Source organism: Cryomorphaceae bacterium, from assembly GCA_007695365.1.
GTDB lineage: Bacteria > Bacteroidota > Bacteroidia > Flavobacteriales_D > SKUL01 > SKUL01.
Genome location: REDV01000081.1, coordinates 1 through 17899, shown reverse-complemented (window position 1 = coordinate 17899; position 17899 = coordinate 1). Strand labels below are relative to the sequence as shown.

Annotated in this window: 13 protein-coding genes and 1 pseudogene; 7 read left to right on the top strand and 7 right to left on the bottom strand. The window is 48.0% G+C overall.

What is annotated here, in order from left to right:
• Positions 1-351, top strand: a 351-nt coding sequence (locus EA392_07070; GenBank protein TVR39262.1) for a tRNA preQ1(34) S-adenosylmethionine ribosyltransferase-isomerase QueA, incomplete at its 5' end; no start/stop codon positions are given.
• A gap of 64 nt (positions 352-415) precedes the next feature.
• On the opposite strand, the gene EA392_07065 is transcribed toward EA392_07070, so the two are convergent.
• Both EA392_07065 and EA392_07060 read right to left on the bottom strand, forming a co-directional pair.
• Positions 416-1339, bottom strand: a complete 924-nt coding sequence (locus EA392_07065) for a glycoside hydrolase family 16 protein (protein ID TVR39261.1) — start codon at positions 1337-1339, stop codon at positions 416-418.
• Between the two features lie 8 nt (positions 1340-1347).
• On the bottom strand, positions 1348-1575 hold the full coding sequence (locus tag EA392_07060) for a DUF2905 domain-containing protein (protein ID TVR39260.1): 228 nt from the start codon (positions 1573-1575) through the stop codon (positions 1348-1350).
• 94 nt (positions 1576-1669) lie between these two features.
• On the opposite strand from EA392_07060, the gene EA392_07055 reads away from it, so the two are divergent.
• Complete coding sequence (locus EA392_07055) at positions 1670-2641, top strand: phytanoyl-CoA dioxygenase (GenBank protein ID TVR39259.1); 972 nt, start codon at positions 1670-1672, stop codon at positions 2639-2641.
• A gap of 8 nt (positions 2642-2649) precedes the next feature.
• Positions 2650-4515 (top strand): ABC transporter ATP-binding protein, encoded by a 1866-nt coding sequence (locus EA392_07050; protein TVR39263.1) that lies wholly within the window; start codon positions 2650-2652, stop codon positions 4513-4515.
• Positions 4516-4517: 2 nt separating this feature from the next.
• On the opposite strand, the gene EA392_07045 is transcribed toward EA392_07050, so the two are convergent.
• Positions 4518-6671, bottom strand: coding sequence for a cation:proton antiporter (locus tag EA392_07045; GenBank protein ID TVR39258.1), 2154 nt, complete (start codon positions 6669-6671; stop codon positions 4518-4520).
• Between the two features lie 149 nt (positions 6672-6820).
• Here EA392_07045 and EA392_07040 point away from each other — a divergent pair, with 149 nt between their 5' ends.
• Both EA392_07040 and EA392_07035 read left to right on the top strand, forming a co-directional pair.
• Positions 6821-8224 (top strand): hypothetical protein, encoded by a 1404-nt coding sequence (locus EA392_07040; GenBank protein ID TVR39257.1) that lies wholly within the window; start codon positions 6821-6823, stop codon positions 8222-8224.
• Positions 8225-8235: 11 nt separating this feature from the next.
• A complete protein-coding gene (locus EA392_07035; protein TVR39256.1) occupies positions 8236-9060 on the top strand; it encodes a universal stress protein in 825 nt (274 codons plus the stop codon).
• Positions 9061-9068: 8 nt separating this feature from the next.
• On the opposite strand, the gene EA392_07030 is transcribed toward EA392_07035, so the two are convergent.
• Positions 9069-10274, bottom strand: coding sequence for an L-2-hydroxyglutarate oxidase (locus tag EA392_07030; protein ID TVR39255.1), 1206 nt, complete (start codon positions 10272-10274; stop codon positions 9069-9071).
• 128 nt (positions 10275-10402) lie between these two features.
• On the opposite strand from EA392_07030, the gene EA392_07025 reads away from it, so the two are divergent.
• Both EA392_07025 and EA392_07020 read left to right on the top strand, forming a co-directional pair.
• Positions 10403-12742 (top strand): T9SS C-terminal target domain-containing protein, encoded by a 2340-nt coding sequence (locus tag EA392_07025; protein ID TVR39254.1) that lies wholly within the window; start codon positions 10403-10405, stop codon positions 12740-12742.
• A gap of 30 nt (positions 12743-12772) precedes the next feature.
• On the top strand, positions 12773-15394 hold the full coding sequence (locus tag EA392_07020) for a T9SS C-terminal target domain-containing protein (GenBank protein TVR39253.1): 2622 nt from the start codon (positions 12773-12775) through the stop codon (positions 15392-15394).
• Between the two features lie 188 nt (positions 15395-15582).
• Here EA392_07020 and EA392_07015 read toward each other — a convergent pair whose 3' ends face one another.
• The 3 genes and pseudogenes from EA392_07015 to EA392_07005 form a co-directional block, all read right to left on the bottom strand.
• Entirely contained in the window at positions 15583-16950 is a 1368-nt protein-coding gene (locus EA392_07015; GenBank protein ID TVR39252.1) for an MFS transporter, read from the bottom strand.
• Between the two features lie 49 nt (positions 16951-16999).
• The gene (locus EA392_07010; GenBank protein TVR39251.1) at positions 17000-17353 is read right to left on the bottom strand and encodes a nucleotidyltransferase domain-containing protein; all 354 of its coding nucleotides are present in this window, start codon (positions 17351-17353) and stop codon (positions 17000-17002) included.
• Positions 17354-17355: 2 nt separating this feature from the next.
• Positions 17356-17759: pseudogene (locus EA392_07005) on the bottom strand (nucleotidyltransferase).
• Between the last annotated feature and the right edge of the window lie 140 nt (positions 17760-17899).

The following is a 17899-nucleotide window of genomic DNA, read 5'->3' as shown; positions in this document are numbered from 1 at the left end:
ACCGAGCGCTTTTACCTGCCCGAAGTTACCGCTGCAACCATTCGCAACAGCCTGGAGAACGGGCATAAAGCATGTGCCGTGGGAACAACCGTGTTGCGCACGCTGGAAAGCACCGTACAACAAACCGGACGGATTGCCAAACACCGGGGCAGCACCAACCTGTTTATCTACCCGCCCTACAACTTTCAGTCGGCCAATACACTGCTTACCAATTTCCACACGCCGCAATCTACGCTGCTCATGCTGGTGTGTGCCTATGGCGGATATGAGCTGATGATGGAAGCATACCATGCAGCCGTCAAGGAGCGGTATCGCTTTTTTTCTTTTGGCGATGCAATGTTGATTATATAGTGGCGGCTATGAAGCCCATTCTCTGCGTTGCACCCGGGCAGTATTGACTGACTACACGTAGCCGTCAATCCACCCGCTCGTAAAAGCGTATGTAATCCACCTCCATGGCCTGTGGAAACTCAGTGTCCTCATCGGGAGCGTCTTTGCCCGATTGAACCGCCACACCGGCCAGAATTCTCAAGCCCTCGTCAATGGGAAACACATTCATTTTCGGGTTGCGGCGCGAGGCCGCGCGACTGCAATCCGGGTCGCGGTCGCGAACACCTTTGTAGCGATATAAACTGCGTCGCAATTCACCATCAAAGAACCAGAGAATCTTACAGTCGTCCCAAATCAGTGTATAAGTGTGAAAGCCTTCGGAGGCATCCACTCCCCGCTGGCTTCCTTTTGACATTCCCCCATCGAAATGAGCCGTCATGTGCTGAACCCGCGACAATCGTTTGGGTGCAAACCCCCGCAGAAAAGCCCCTTCATTCCAGAACTCAAACACATCCAACTCGTTGTTGCGCCCCTGGGGTTCGCCGTACATCCAGAAGGCCGGCCAGTAACCCTTGCCCTGCGGAAGCTTGCAGCGAATCTCGTACATGCCGTACCCAAATTTTTCGAGCGATTCTACCTCGGCCGAGCTGTATTCAAAATCGGCCACAAAAGGCTTCATGCCCACATCAATCCATATTTTAAACTCCTTTTGAAGCATGGTGTCGCGATGCACCCAAAGCTTAAGGGTCCCATCGGAAACTTCCACATTCTCAGGCTTGAAATAATGCTGCTGAAACTTCATTTCCGGATCCCGGGGCACGCCCTCGGTAACCTTCCATTTTTTGCTGTCCAGTTTGGGACCTTCAAACCTGTCTTCGAGCACCAGCTTGAAGCGCTCCTCGACTCCCGAAGAAAGCACCACAGTGGTATCTGCCCCGGGAGGCTGAGCCCAAAGTGGCATCGCCAACAAGCACAACAAGCATGTAATCAAATAAAAAGATTTCATCATCAAGTGTATCAACCCCCGAAAAACCGCCGAATAACCCAAAGCACGGCACTGAGTACGATGCTGAGCACTATCATGGTGGTGATTGGGAAGTAAAAGGTGAAATTTTCGCGCTCCACGCGGATATCGCCCGGCAGCTTTCCGAGTCCGCCCATGCGATCGCCCAGCAGCCACCAAAGCGCCCCGAAAGCCGCAATGAGCAACCCGATTACCACGAGGTATTTACCCATGTGTTGCACGTAACAAAGTTAGTGAACCCCTGCCAATTGACCCACCACACAAAACTTCAGCGAAGGTTACACCCCAGCTGTAAATGCTGCGTACCTTTGCACCATGCGCAAATGGCTGGACCGGTACTACGGAGTTTTCCGAAAAATCAAGCTCAATTACGTATTGCTGAACTTGCTGAATTACGGCAAGCTCAAAGCCAATCGCGATAAATACCGCGAACTGGGGCTGAATAAACCGGTGTGGGCACCTGTATCGAGCCTTGATTTTGCGGGAAGACCCGACGACCGCCCCTGGCTCGATCAACCCGACGCGCTTGAACAACTGCAAAAGCACTCCGACTTTCACACCTTTGACGAGAAAACCCGAAACGAATTGCTGCAGTGGCCAAATCGGGGCTACATGGTACTTGAGTCGTTTTTTTCTGAGGGCGACGTAGATGCCATCAATGCGGAAGTTGATCGCCTCATCACCCAAAAGGAGGTGGATTTCAACTTTACCGGGCGCAAAATCATGTTCGCATTCAGGCACAGCGATTTGCTGCGCGACGTGGCCAAAGACAAAAGATTACACCGCCTACTGAGCTTTGTACTGGGCAGGGAAGTGGTTCCTTTTCAGACCATCAATTTTTTGCAAGGTTCCGAACAGCGTGCCCACAGCGACTTTATCCACATGACCACCGAGCCCAAGGGCAACCTCATTGCGGCGTGGATAGCCCTGGAAGACATTCACACCGAAAACGGTCCGCTGATTTATTACCCCGGCAGTCACAAACTGCCTTACATTCTTAACGGCACCTACAACCACGGCGGAAACCGCTGGATGATTGGCGACAATGCCTATGGCCGCTATGAAGAAGAGGTTCAGCGCATGATTGACCAACACGGTTTGAAACCACAGGAGTTTCACGCAAAGAAAGGCGATGTGCTCATCTGGCACGGCAACCTGTACCACGCCGGCAAACCCATTCTGCGGGAGGGGGCAACCCGCAAAAGCATGGTGGTGCACTTTTTTGGTGAAGGGGTGTTTTGCTACCATGAGCTCACCCAGCGCCCCGCATTTATTGAAACTGTTTGACCGAATCCATGAACCTCCTCTCTGTAGAAAACCTCACTGTATCCTTTGGCGACCGCCTGCTTTTCAGCGACCTGACTTTTGGCATTTCAAAGGGGCAAAAAGTGGCCCTGGTGGCGAAAAACGGATCCGGTAAAACCACCCTGTTTCGCTGCCTCGCCGGAATGCACACCCCCGACTCCGGAACCATCACCTTTCGCAGCGATGTGCGGGTGAGCTTTCTGAATCAGGACGATGACCTGCCCGAAGAACAAACCATCAAAGACACTGTATTGGGCGGCATGGAATCCGAAATGCAGGCCATCACCCATTACAACCGCTGCCTGGCCGAAGATGCTTCTCAGGATGAAATTCAAAAGGCCTTCGATACGGTAGAGCGCCTCAACGCGTGGGATGTGGAACACCGTGTGTACGAAGTGCTCGGACACCTCGGTATCAACCTGCCCGAAAAGCGCATCGGCGAATTGTCCGGAGGTCAACGCAAACGCGTTCAACTGGCGCGCGTGCTCATTGAATCGCCCGATTTTATTTTGCTCGACGAACCCACCAACCACCTTGATATCAAGATGATTGAATGGCTCGAAAACTATTTGCAAACCGCCAACTGCACCTTACTGATGGTTACACACGACCGCTACTTTCTTGATCGGGTGTGCGATGAAGTACTGGAGCTGGCCGATACCAATATCTACAAGTACAAGGGAAACTTCACGTACTACCTTGAGCAAAAAGCGCTGCGGGAAGAATTGCAATCGGTTACCCTGGATAAGGCCCGCAGCTTTTTGAAAAAGGAGCTGGAATGGATCCGGAGGCAACCCAAAGCCCGCGGCACGAAGTCAAAAGCGCGCACAGAAGCTTTTTACGACAAAAAAGCAGAAACCCAGGGCCCCGGGCAAGACGAAGAACTGAAGCTGGAGGTGAGTTTCAACCGACTGGGAACCAAAACGATTGAATTTCACAATGTGAGTAAGTCCTTTCCCGGCCATGAACTCCTCAAAAAGTTCACCTACGCGGTGAAACGCGACGAAAAAATGGGTTTGGTAGGACCCAACGGAAGCGGTAAAACCACACTCATGCGCATGATAGCCGGCGATGAAGAGCCCGACAGCGGAAAGGTGGTGATCGGAGAAACGGTAGAACTAGGATACTACCGCCAGAGCCATTTTGAGTTTACCGATGATCAGCGGGTGATTGAGGCCATTACTGAAATTGCAGAGGTGATTCCGTTAAAAGGTGGGCGGAAACTCACGGCCGCCCAACTGTTGGAGCGGTTTCAGTTTAACCGTAAAATGCACTACCAGGTGGTAGGGCAACTGAGCGGGGGTGAAAAAAAACGGTTGGCGCTCTGTCGTGTATTGATGCGCAACCCCAATGTGCTGATGCTCGATGAGCCCACCAACGACCTGGACATTTACACCTTGAGCGCCCTGGAAGATTACCTCCAGCAATTTCCCGGGGTGGTTATTGTGGTGAGTCACGACCGGTATTTTATCGACAAGGTGGTGGATCATCTTTTCGTGTTCCGCGGCGGTGGCGAGCTCAGAGAATTTCCGGGGAATTACAGTCAGTACCTGGCATGGGAGGCTGGTAATCAGCAGCAGCAAAAAGAGAATAAACCCCGCTCTGCACCCCCCATCGAAAAGGTGGAAAAGGAATCAACTGGAAAAACAAAACTCAGCTTCAAGGAAAAACTGGAGTTTGAACGCCTTGAAGAAGAAATCGCCGGACTTGAGCAGCAAAAGGCCGAACTCGAAGCGCAGCTTGCGAGCGAAACCGATCACGAAGCCCTCACTGAATACAGCGCGAAGCTCGGTGAGGTAATGGCCGCGATTGACGACAAAACCCTGCGCTGGCTGGAGTTGTCGGAGTTCGCATAGCTCTATTCCCTGCGAAGGAATCCACCAAGGGATTTTCCGATCTTGTCTATTTTGGAGAGTTCTCCACTGAAAGATGTATGGATGGATGGATTGTTGAAACCTGAAGAACTTTGATACTTGGATTGCAGAGGATACACCAGAATAAAACTGGTTTGATCAAAATATTTGAGAAGTTGTTTTCTAACATTCTTCATTTGAGGATTATATGAAGGAAACTCGGGACGGCTCATGACCACGATCAGGTTGTCATCACTGCGAACTTCCTTTGCAACTACCAGGAAATCCTCAAAATCCTTGAGCAAGGTATGCTTTACTTCAATTTCAGCTTTTTTGGCATAACGCTCAATGTACTTCATGCTGCGCTCGTTGCAACAAAACCTTAACTGAGCGCCTGTATGTTTTCCGATTTTAAAAATTCGAGATAACCATGTCCTAAAACCTTTTTCTTTCTCGACATTCGCTGGGACAATTACAAGATGCCGTTTTACGGTAACAATCGGTTGCCTGGGGCTGTATATAAAAAGCACAGCTTCGCATCTACTGATTACCCCTTCGGTTACAGTACCAAAAAAAGTATCTACCAGGCTCCTGTTATCTGTTATCCCAAGGATGATATCGGTAACACGTTCATCAATGACCGTTTTTTGAATTCCGTTTACCACATTGGTTTCACGCAGAAGAACGGGCTTTAGCTCATTGCTGGCTGCTGCTGCAGCTCTTTCAGCTACCTCCAGTACTTTTTTTGATTCTTTCTCGTTGGTTTCTCCGTTTGGTATAATATTCAGAACATTTAGAGCAACCAGACCCGATCGGTGTTTTTCGTTCTTAATAAGTAAGCCCAGATTCACAAGTTCCTCTGTAATATCGCTATTATTGGTTGGGATCAAGATCCGCTGAGTACTTTCCTCTTCTGCCATATCTTCATTCGAATCGGCAGAATTCACGAGATTAACCGCACCTTTTTGCGCTGATATAGAGCCTATGGTGCACGTTGCGAGAATCATCAGAATGGTTCCATTCAACACCTCCTCACTCAGTAACCGTATTGGCTCGCCAGTATCGGTGGTGCCCATAATCACGTTGTAACCAACCAGCACTGCTGCCAACGTGGCCGCGGCCTGAGCATTGCTTAAGCCAAACATAAGCCTTAGCTCATCTTTTGAATAACCAAAGGTTTTGGAGGTTAACCAGGCAGCTGCATACTTGGATCCCGTTGCACAACCGGTCATTACAATTGCCACCCATATGGTTTCGAAGCTTTTGAAGAAAGCCCGGTAGTCTATCAGCATTCCTACGCCAATCAGAAAAAACGGAATAAACAGAGCGTTTCCCACAAATTCAATCCTGTTCATCAGGGCAGAGGTATGCGGTATGAGCCGGTTCAGGGCCAGGCCCGCAAGGAAGGCACCAATAATGGCCTCAATTCCTGCAGCTTCAGCAAGAAAGGCACCGAGGAACACCATTCCAAGCACAAATAAATACTGAGACACATGATCATCCACGCGTTTGAAGAACCAACGTCCAAGAAGCGGGAAAGTTATCATGACTACGAGGCCGAATACTGCTACTGAAATTCCGAGCCTGATCCAAAATTCTTCAGTGATCTCACCGGCCGACATACCAACAACAACAGCTAATACAAGAAGGGCAAGGGTATCTGTAATCACCGTACCCCCCACCGTAACATTAACGGCTCTGTTTTTTGCTAGCCCCAGTTTGCTAATTAGTGGGTATGCCAGTAATGTGTGAGACGCAAACATACTGGCTAGTAAAACAGAAGTCAAAATACCGAACCCGAGCAGATAGAGTCCGGCCAAAGTTCCTAAAGACATAGGAATCAAAAAGGTAAGTAATCCAAAAAAAATACTTCGCCAACTGTTCTTCTTAAAGTCAGCCATGTCAATCTCCAGTCCGGCTAAAAACATTATGTATAGCAAACCGACAGTTCCAAACAAAACAATACTACTGTCCCTGAGCATAAAATTCAGCCCATTCGGCCCGATTATAGCGCCAGCAATAATTAACCCAATGATCGGGGGAATCTTGAATTTATTTAACACGAGCGGGGCAAACAAAACAATGAAAAGAATCAATGAAAAAATCAACACCGGATTCTTTAACGGAAGGCTAAATTCAATTGCACTCATTAAGTACATACTATCTCATTTTATAACCCCTTTCGGCGCATCGTAACACAATCATATAACGGCACGAATTTAAGTAATTCAACACACCCCTAGTCCACAATTTGACAGACCTGCTTGTGGCCATTCAACAATTATGGTCATCTTTGGACTCAAAGCGCATGGAAACACCTGTCTTCATCATTGGTTTGGGTCTGCTGATTTTTGGCGCGCATTTTTTTAACCGGATTTTCAGCTTCACACGCATTCCAAACGCTCTTTTGTTCATTCTTTTTGGAATTGTGATAGGCCCTGTACTCAAGCTCGTAAGCCCTGATGATTTTGGCAAAATGGGGCCCGTTTTTTCTGCAGTAACGCTTATCCTACTGCTCTATGAAAGCGGAACAAATTTGAGCATACGAAATTCGAACAAAGCCTTTGTACCTTCAGTCATGTTCACAGCATCAAATTTTGTTGCGAGTGCAACAGTTGCAACCATCGTGGCTTTACTTTTTTTTCCGGAACTCGAATTAATAGCAGCCGTCTTTTTCGGGGCAATTTGCGGAGGCACTTCATCTGCAATAGTTATCCCTATGTTGAAGCAGATAAAGACTGACCAAACCTCATCCACATACCTCATTCTGGAATCTGCAATTAGCGACGTTTTGTGTTTGGTTGTCGGCTTGGCCATTTTTGATGCAATGGCATTAGGAAAGGTAGATTTTGGTACAATCAGTCTTAAAATACTGAAGGCTTTCTTCCTAGCTTCTCTTATCGGACTTGTTTCAGGTTATTTATGGTCTATTTCCTTGAATCTCATTAGGGAACTACAGAATCACATCTTAATAAATCTGGGAGTACTTTTCATCATTTACGGAACCAGCGAATATTTCAACCTGAATGGTGGTATAGCCTCGCTTACTTTTGGTTTTGCACTTGCCAACAGCTACTTACTTCCTTCAAAAAAACTAGGATCCAGATGGATTCCTAAACCACTTCTAAGAGAAGAAAAACTACTGTTTTCCGAGCTCGTTTTCGTTTTCGCTACATTCTTTTTTGTTTACATTGGTCTTAATATTGTCTTTGCCTACCCAATCGTGTACATTGCCTCTTCAATCATCATTTTGCTCATTCTTGTTCTTCGGCCCTGGAGCACCAAGTTTACTATACCCACACAACACAGCGTACGCGATTTGGGTATGATGAGCGTGATGGCGCCCAAAGGAATTGTGCCAGCCATTTTAGCTGCCTTACCCCTGCAACTGGGCCTTGAGCGCAACAACGAATTTCTGGTGGTACAAGGGCAGATTATTCAGAATCTTACCTTTTCCATCATTTTGCTGAGTATTGTAATCTGCTCAGCGCTGGTCATACATATTTCCTCACGCAAAGACGGCATGTGGTACATGAAAACCTTCTTCGCGAAAAAAATCAAAACCGAATCCGATGCCGGTGATGATGACGGCAGCAACGACCCCGCGCATGAATTACTGGACGAAATGCTCAACCGCCAGGAAGCAACATCCGATTCGAAACCCGACCTTTCCGAAGGAGGCTCAACGGCTTCCACCGAACCAGAAAAATGAACTCTTAAACCATGAGCGCACAAGGCATTATCATTCCAACAGATTTCTCGGTTTCCGACAGCACCGCTATTTTGCAGGCCGTACACATTGCCCGTAAAACCGGAGATATGATTACCCTTCTGCACATTGCAGACAGCGACACCACCGACGCAGAGCGCAAGCGTATGGAATCTATCTGCGAGGAGATTTCAGGCGATCACGGTGTGCGTGTGGGCTATATTATTGAACGGGGTCATGACCCGATGGACGACCTCGTGCGGGTGCTTCAATCACACTCACCCCGCATGTTAGTGATGGGAACTGAGGGCATCCGCGGTATCGCACAACATCTCTTTGGGGCGCGAATCCTGGGCATTTTGCGCAACGTGTCTGTTCCGTCTGCTATTGTACAAGATGAAACACCTGTAACCGAATCTTATCGGAAAATCCTGCTACCGATTGATGATATCGAGCCATTTGAGGAAAAGGTCAAAAGCGTGATTCCCTTTGCGAAGTGGTTTAACGGAGAGGTGATGTTGTACGCCCTTCACCACCCCATGATGGATGAACGCAAGGTAAAAGCTCACATAGCGTTAAGCCGTAAAATGCTCGATGAGGCAGACATCCGCTATTCTGAAACGGAGGAATCGCCCACGGTATTCTCGGCCGGTGTTGCCAAACAAACACTCAAATTTGCCCATTCATGGGGCGCCGATCTCATTGCCATTTCGCTCAATGACAACGACAACAAAGGCAACATCAACCAGGCCGATTGCGAACGGGTCATCAACAACGACCATCACATTGCAGTGCTATGCACACCTAAAAAGCTGGACAGCAAAAAACTATTCGGGTAGTACTGCCTCTATAATCCAAACTGCTGCTTCGCCATATCGGCCACCTGGCCACCAATGGCCAATGACGCTGTTGCCGCGGGTGACGGAGCGTTGAGCACGTGAATACTGCGGTGGCCGAACTCAATCCTGAAATCGTCTTTGGTATCGCCGTCTTTTTTGAGCAGCATGGCCCGTACACCCGAGCGACCCGGTTTCAGATCGTCCATTTCGAGCGAAGGAATCAATCTCTGCAGGGTCTTTAAGAAGAGTTTCTTGGAGAAAGCGCGGCGGTACTCATTGATTCCGAATGAGATGTTTCCGAGAAAGAGTCGCCAGGTACCGCCGTAGCTCAGCGCATCGAGGGTATCATTCAGGTTGAAATCGGTTTTGCCGTAGCCTTCGCGTTTAAAAGTAAAAACCGCATTGGGGCCGCATTCAATTTCGCCGTTAGTCATGCGGGTGAAGTGCACGCCCAAAAACGGGAAATCGGGATTGGGCACGGGGTATATCAGGTTTTTTACTTTGTGCTTAGCCTGATCCGTGAGTTCGTAGTAATCGCCACGGAAGCCCACCACTTTTTCGGCAATGTAAACCTGGTCTTTTTTGGCCATACGGTCGGCCTGAAGTCCGGCGCAGAAGATAGTGAAGCGCGCCTCTATAATACCTTTGCTCGTATGCAGTACCGAGTGCTCGGCGTGTTTATCAATGCGCAGCACTTCCTCGCCCAGTCGAAGGGCGCTTTCCGGATTGGCGGCCAGCATAAGGTCAACCATCTTCGCGGTAGCTGCCCTGAAATCAATAATTCCGGTTTGGGGCACAAACAGCCCGCCAATACCAAAGCAATGTGGTTCAATTTCGCGAATTTGCTCCGGGGTGAGTTTTTCAATTCCGGTTAGCCCATTGGCGGCACCCGTTTGCCGGATGTTCTCCATGTAGGGCAGTTCGGCCTCGTGCGTGGCCACCACCACTTTGCCGCACACGTCGTGATCGATGCCGTAGGTTTTGGCAAACTCTACCAGCTCTACCCGACCCTTCATGCAGTTGATGGCCTTGAGGGAACCGGGTTTATAATAGAGTCCCGAGTGAATCACGCCAGAATTGTGTCCGGTCTGGTGATCGGCGAGCAGGTTTTCTTTTTCGAGCAGCACGATGCGGAGATTCGGGTGCCGTGTTTGCAGCTTGTAGGCTGTTGCGGCACCAACAATTCCTCCTCCGATAATGGCAATGTCGTACATACTGGCTGTTTGCGGCTGCAAAGGTAGCATTCACCGGTGATGTATCAGAGTGAGCCGCCCGACACGTGGTAAAAAAAATAGCAACCTTCTGGTTATTGCTTCGTCTTTCCCGTGAGATTCAGGCGGTTTTGGTCATCATTCGCCCCAACCCGTTTTTTTTCAGCGAATTCAGACCCAACCTTAACCAAATCGCCATGAAAAAGTTAATCCTCCTTCCGCTTCTTTTATCCCTCGCTATGCCGGTTTCGGCGCAGAATTGGGTGACGATTCCTGATGCGAATTTTGTGAATAGATTGAACCAACAGTTTCCATCATGTATGAACGGAAACCAAATGAATACAGATTGTCCGGGTATAGTAAATGCAACTGTGCTCAATGTGCAACTCGCAAATATTGCTGACCTCACAGGCCTTGAATACTTTGTAAACCTAGAGGTATTGAATTGTAGCAACAACAACATCCTCAGTTCGTTGCCAGAATTACCCACAACCCTCACAGAATTGTGGTGTAACGGTAACAATCTCACATCGCTACCGGAACTACCTCCTAACCTCACGAAGCTGATCTGCTTCTTCAACCAACTCACCGCCATACCGGAATTACCTTCAACACTGACGGAGCTGAGGTGTCACAGCAATAATATTATCACCATACCTCAATTGCCTTCAGCGCTGACACAGTTGTGGTGCGCCCAAAACAATCTTAACTCCCTGCCTGTATTACCTGAATCGCTCACGCAGCTGAGGTGCGGTGAAAATGAACTGACTGCTTTGCCAGAGTTACCCATATCGTTGGTAGAATTGCAGTGCCAATACAATAGCATCACCTGGCTACCGGAATTACCCCCATCACTTTCAATGCTGCTATGCCATAGTAACTCGCTAAATTGCTTACCAACTCTACCATTGTCACTTACGAATTCCTCTACATCTAACTTTAATATTTCTCTCAACCCCTTAACCTGCCTGCCCAATTATGTGCCGGCAATGGATGGGCCAACTAATTCAGTATGGTTAACCTATCCGCTATGTGGACTCGGCGAACTTGAAAGCAACCCCAACAACTGCAGCACAATCGACGGTATTGCAGGTACTGTTTATAACGACATAAATGGTGACTGCCTGGAAAACGAAGCGGAGGTTGGCGTAGTCAATGCCACCATCAAACTGCTGAATGAGTTTGATGAGATAGTGGCAACCGCGAATTCATTCGGAAGTGGCGAAAGTGCACTTTACAACTTTGCAGCAGATCCGGGGAACTACACAGTGCAATTGGTAACGGAGAACATGCCATTTCAAACCTCATGTGCTAATCCCGGCGGTTCACAAGAGGTAGAGTTGACTACGGACGAACCTATTGCACTGAACGTAAATTTTGGCGTCGAATGCTCGCCGGGGTTTGATGTCGGGGTGCAATCCGTTTTGACCACAGGTTGGGTTTTTCCCGGGCAGATTCATACCTTGAAAATAGCCTCAGGGGATATGTCAGCATGGCACGGCCTGCAATGTGCCGAAGATGTGGAAGGCACTGTAACGGTATATGTTGATGGACCGGTAAGTTACGCAGGGCCAGCCGGTGGCGCGCTTACTCCAACCGTAACGGGAGACCTTCAGTTTACCTACGATATTGCGGATTTTTCTTTGGTAAATATGCACCAGGATTTTCGACTGTTATTGGAAACCGATACCACAGCTCAAGAAGGCGACCTGATATGCGTGGATATTGTTGTAGATCCGATTGATGGAGATTTTAATCCTGACAACAACACCCATTCCCAGTGCTATGAAGTTTTTAACTCCTACGACCCCAACATCAAACAAGTCTGGCCGCATGATGTAGCCCCTGGATATGACGATTACTTCAACTACACCATTTATTTTCAGAATACGGGTACCGCACCGGCATTTAACATTCGTTTGGCCGATACGCTGGACACCAACCTGGATTTAAACACCTTTGAAGTGACCGCCTACAGCCACCCGGTGTTGACCTACCTGCACGGCAATGTGCTCACCTTCCGATTCAATAACATCATGCTTCCCGATAGCACGACTGATTTTGAAGGCAGCATCGGGTACGTGCAGTACCGCATCAAGGCCGTGGAGGGTTTGCCTGTGGGCACCGTGATAGAAAACACCGCACACATCTACTTCGACTTCAACGAAGCCATTGTGACCAATACCACGCAAAATGAGTTTGTGATTATCACCTCCGCAAATCAACCACAACAACAACTGGCCACGGTATTTCCCAATCCCGCAAACGGTCAGTTTAATGTGTTGTTTACCAACTACTATTCAGGGACAACCCACATGGAAGTGTACAACCTGAGCGGGCAGCGGGTGATGCAGCGGCAAGTCAATGAAAACCAGGTAGTACTCGATCTGGTCGGTTATCCTGCCGGAATGTACTTTTTGCACGTTCGCAATGAGAGGGGATCAGAGACATTAAAATTGATTAAACAATAAATTTAACTCACTCTATAAACCAAACCAGTCATGCAAAAATCAATTCTTCTCGCTCTTTTGATGAGCACCGGTCTGTTCGCTTCGGCGCAGTGGGTTACGATTCCTGATGACAATTTTGCGAATAAGCTCAATGAGCTTTTTCCGGAATGTATGGATGGGAACCAGATGGATACTCAATGTGCGGATGTTGTGAATGCAACTTCTATAAATGTCAATGGTTCAAATATTACGGAACTCACCGGAATTGAGTACTTCGTAAATTTAGAAGTCCTTTGGTGTAGCAACAACAATCTGGCATATCTACCAGAATTACCTCAATTGCTTAAGCATTTGAATTGTTCCAGCAACAGTCTTACCGAACTACCTGCATTACCTCAGTCTCTCGAAGGACTATTCAATTGCTCGAACAACAATCTTACCGAATTACCTGAATTGCCACCTTTGATTACAACCCTGTTGTGCAGGCACAACAACCTTTACTCGCTGCCAACACTGCCCCCATCGCTGGTAGAGTTAGAATGCTTTAATAATAACATTACCACCCTTCCAGAATTGCCTTCATCTATTACTGAGCTCAAATGTAACGACAACAACCTCGTCTTTCTACCTGAATTACCACAATCACTCTCCATATTGAGATGCTACAACAATAATCTTTCGTCTCTACCTGAATTGCCCGAGTCACTCACTTATCTCAGGTGCGATAACAATTCTTTAACTTCCATACCCGAGTTACCGCAAAATCTCTGGTTCCTTAATTGCGATTTCAACAATCTGACCTCACTGCCAGACTTACCCAATGCACTTACAAGTTTGGCATGCAATAATAACAACCTCACATTGCTACCGGAATTACCACCATCTCTGACGTATTTTCAATGCGCTCACAACAACCTTACGGTAATCCCTGAACTACCTCAATCACTACTATTATTTGACTGTGGGGGAAATTACCTTACTGACCTTCCTGATTTACCAAACTCACTCACGGCGCTTAGATGCCAATCCAATGAGCTTAATTTTCTTCCAGAGTTACCTTCGACGCTAATAGAATTATTATGTGACTCCAACAATATACTGTGCCTCCCAATTTTACCGGTATCACTTACGAGTTCGAATATCAATTATTTTAATATTTCGAACAACCCATTTACTTGCCTGCCCAACTATTTGCAGGCAATGAGTGGAGCCGATAATTCGCAATGGCTTTCCTATCCCCTTTGCAACATGAGCGATCCTGAAGGCAATCCATACGGATGCAGCAGTTTAGATGGAATTTCAGGTACTGTTTACCATGACATCAACACCAATTGCGAAGAAGATGAAACAGAATCTGGGATTATAAATGTACCACTCAATATTTTTAACGAATCTGGTGATCTACTGGCAACTACGTTCACCTTTGGAAATTCCATCTATAATTTTGCGGCTAGTTCAGGGAACTATACTGTGCAACTCGTCACTGAGAACATGCCTTTCCAGATATCGTGTGATGACCCTGGGGATTCGCAACTAGTCGAGTTAACTGCGAACGAGTCCTCTGCATTGAACGTGGATTTTGGTGTGGAATGTATGTCCGGTTTTGATGTCGGGGTACAATCGGTAGTTAATACAGGCTGGGCTTTTCCCGGACAGGTGCACACCCTAAATATAACTGCGATAGAAATGAACAACTGGTATGGCCTGCAATGCGCACAAGGATTGAGCGGATCCGTAACAGTCAATATCGATGGACCGGTGACCTACGTGGGCCCTGCTAACAATGCCCTCACACCCATTGTTTCCGGTGATCTGCAATTCACCTATGATATTGCGGATTTTTCTTTGGTAAATATGCAGCAGGATTTTAATCTGTTGTTGGAAACCGACACCACCGCTCAGACGGGCGATCTGGTATGTGTGGATATTGTTGTGACTCCGATTGATGGAGATTTTAATCCTGCCAACAACACCTACAACCACTGCTACGAAGTAGTAAACTCCTACGACCCCAATATCAAACAAGTCTGGCCACACGATGTAGCCCCCGGATTTGACGACTACTTCAACTACACCATTTACTTTCAGAATACAGGTACCGCGCCGGCATTTAACATTCGTTTGGCCGACACGCTGGATACCAACCTGGATTTAAACACCTTTGAAGTCACCGCCTACAGCCACCCGGTGCTGACCTACCTTCACGGCAATGTGCTTACCTTTCGCTTCAACAACATTATGCTGCCCGACAGCACCACCGATTTTGAAGGCAGCATCGGCTACGTGCAATACCGCATCAAAGCCGTGGAGGGATTACCCGTGGGCACGGTGATTGAAAACACCGCCCACATCTTCTTCGACTTTAACGAGGCCATTGTGACCAATACCACGCAGAATGAGTTTGTGATTGATACCTCCATTGATCACATGCAGAAACAACTGGCCACGGTGTTTCCGAATCCCGGAAACGGGCAGTTTAATGTGTTGTTTACCAACTACTATTCAGGAACAACCCACATGGAAGTGTACAACCTGAGCGGGCAGCGGGTTATGCAGCGGCAAGTCAATGAAAACCGGGTGGTGCTGGATTTAACTGGTTATCCTCCGGGGATGTACCTGTTGCACCTTAGAAACGAACACGGCTCGGAAGCGGTGCGGGTAGTAAAACATTAGGTTAGCACCCTGCATTTTACGAACTGCATTTCGAAGTTTGTTGTCACTCTGAACGCAGTGAAGAGTCTAAGATCATGTACTCTCCAGAAAGTAATGGCTCGCGGAATCACGCGGTATTAGACACTTCGCTAATCGCTCAGCGTGACATTAAGGTGCGAGGAAGCATTTATGTCCTGAATTGCACAAAACTAATACCCCGAAGCCCGCTCCGTTTCGCGCTCAATGGCCACTTCCTCTTTGGGTACAAACAACAGCATAATCAACCCAATCACAAAGAACGACCCGATGGCGAAAATCGAAGCGCGCAATGTGCCGGTAAGCTGAAAAGCCAGTCCGTATGCAAAAGTGCCCAACACAGTGCCCAGGTAGTAGCACACGTTGTAAAACGAAAAGTACGAAGTGTGGTTGATGGTATCGGGCAGAAACTTGGCGTAGGTTGAGCGCGACAACGACTGGATGCCGCCCATCACCAGCCCCACCACACCGGCCACCACAAAAAACTGGGTGTCGAAATGCACGTAATACGCCGCCACGCACACGCCAATCCAGATGACTACCGAGACCATCAGCGCGCGGATATTGCCGATTCTCGAAGAGAGTTTTGAAAAGAAAATAGCCCCCACAATGGCCACCAACTGAATGATGAGAATACTGATGATCAAGCTGTCGGCACTCATGGGCTCTACATTGCCGTTGCTATTGATTTGCTTTACCTCTTTGGCGGCAAAAGTGGCGGCCATGTACATCACCGTTTGCACCGCGGTGTTGAACACAAAAAACGCGAGCAGGTAGCGCCACAGGCGTTTGGTTTGTTTGAGTTCATGCCACACTTTTACCAGCTCCAGGTAGCCTTTGCGAATCACATCGCCTTTGGGTTTTCGGCCGTACACATTGGCGGGCAACCTGAAAAATGTGAACTGCGCAAAACCCGCCCACCAGATTCCAACCGACAGAAAGCTCAGCCGCGCGGGCAGTGATTTATTCTCGGGATCGATGCCAAACCATTCGGGCATCATGATCATGCTCAGGTTGAGCAGCAATAGCAACACGCTGCCGATGTATCCCATCGCATAACCCTGAGCACTCACGCGGTCATGGTCTTTGGGCTCAGCTATTTCGGGCAGGTAGGCGTCGTAAAACACCAGGCTGGCGCAAAACGCGGCGCAGGCAACAAACACCATCGACATGCCGAAAAACAAGCTGTTCATATCAAAAAAGTACAGCCCGATACACGCCGCCGATCCGAGATAGCAGAAAAACATGAGGTAGTTCTTCTTGCTTCCAGTATAATCGGCAATTCCCGATAGCAAGGGCGAAATGATGGCCACCAGTAAAAAGGCTGCCGACATGGTGTAGCTGTATAGTGCCGTATTGCGATAGCCTGTGGCTTCAAATACAAGGTCAGTAATGACATCGCCTTCGGGCGTTTTGATCACCGATATGGACTCATAAAAAATGGGGAAAATGGTGGAGGTGATCACCAGCGAATACACCGAGTTGGCCCAGTCGTACATGGCCCATCCGCGAATGACTTTCTTGTCGCCCTTTATCAGCATTTCGGACGCAATGTAATTACTCTTGGGGAAATTCGGAGCAGCGCACTTTTCACTTGCTTTTCAAGTATTCTTCAACCGGTTCACCTGCGATGCGATGCGGGTTCGTTGAATACAACGTTAAACCTACTCGCCGAATATGATCTCTTAAGTCGGGGTTGGAAATATTAGCATAACTCAACACATCAAAGCGATAAGGCATCAAGGTTTCTTCATTCAGTTGCCACGCCACTTTCTGAGCTGTATCAACATCCACTCCTTCTCCAAACAATGCAATATCCACGTCGCTCCCCCTGCGGTAATTTCCCATTGCGCGACTACCAAAAATCACGGCTTCCTCAATCCCCGGAAAAGCCCTGAGCACATGATTCATGGCTTCGATATCGGAGTCCTTCAGACCAAACATCGCTACAACTTTGCTTTGAGCAGCTCATACATTTTGAGCAATTCCGGGTAATACCTGAGCCGAATGGATTTAACCACCTGGTTGGCTATTTTTTCGTCGTAGGTATGCGCTGTCAAATTTCGATTCTGAAGAGCTTCCAGCCATTTCTCCCCGTCTTCAATCAACTCCACCTCAAAGGCCTTTTTGATAATCTCTCTGGGGTATTTCAAGTCAGCAAAGCCCTGCGCGCCGAGGTAATCTTTAAGCACCTTCCACGACAGCTCGAAGCAGATTTCAAAAAATTGAATCATTCCCGCCTTTTCAATGATTGACGGCGATTTGAGCTCAACTGCACGAGCCAGCAGTGTCATTGACTGCTCAAAATTTTGAAAACGCTGTTCCAACGTATATCCCGGCTTTCATCCATGTTTCAAACTTACGTATTTTGAATTGAACCCGGGTTATGCATTAACAGGAGTGTTTAACTCCTAACTACCCGTCTTCAAGAACTTATGATGGCAGGCGGGCCTGCACGCCGGCAGGCGGGCCTGCACGCCGGCAGGCGGG

Bases quoted from the DNA above. Each gene is read 5' to 3' on its own strand.
- EA392_07045 (TVR39258.1), bottom strand. From the start codon at position 6,671: ATGTACTTAATGAGTGCAATTGAATTTAGCCTTCCGTTAAAGAATCCG.
- EA392_07065 (TVR39261.1), bottom strand. From the start codon at position 1,339: ATGATGAAATCTTTTTATTTGATTACATGCTTGTTGTGCTTGTTGGCG.
- EA392_07055 (TVR39259.1), top strand. From the start codon at position 1,670: ATGCGCAAATGGCTGGACCGGTACTACGGAGTTTTCCGAAAAATCAAG.
- EA392_07030 (TVR39255.1), bottom strand. From the start codon at position 10,274: ATGTACGACATTGCCATTATCGGAGGAGGAATTGTTGGTGCCGCAACA.
- EA392_07020 (TVR39253.1), top strand. From the start codon at position 12,773: ATGCAAAAATCAATTCTTCTCGCTCTTTTGATGAGCACCGGTCTGTTC.
- EA392_07035 (TVR39256.1), top strand. From the start codon at position 8,236: ATGAGCGCACAAGGCATTATCATTCCAACAGATTTCTCGGTTTCCGAC.
- EA392_07050 (TVR39263.1), top strand. From the start codon at position 2,650: ATGAACCTCCTCTCTGTAGAAAACCTCACTGTATCCTTTGGCGACCGC.
- EA392_07040 (TVR39257.1), top strand. From the start codon at position 6,821: ATGGAAACACCTGTCTTCATCATTGGTTTGGGTCTGCTGATTTTTGGC.
- EA392_07010 (TVR39251.1), bottom strand. From the start codon at position 17,353: ATGTTTGGTCTGAAGGACTCCGATATCGAAGCCATGAATCATGTGCTC.
- EA392_07015 (TVR39252.1), bottom strand. From the start codon at position 16,950: ATGCTGATAAAGGGCGACAAGAAAGTCATTCGCGGATGGGCCATGTAC.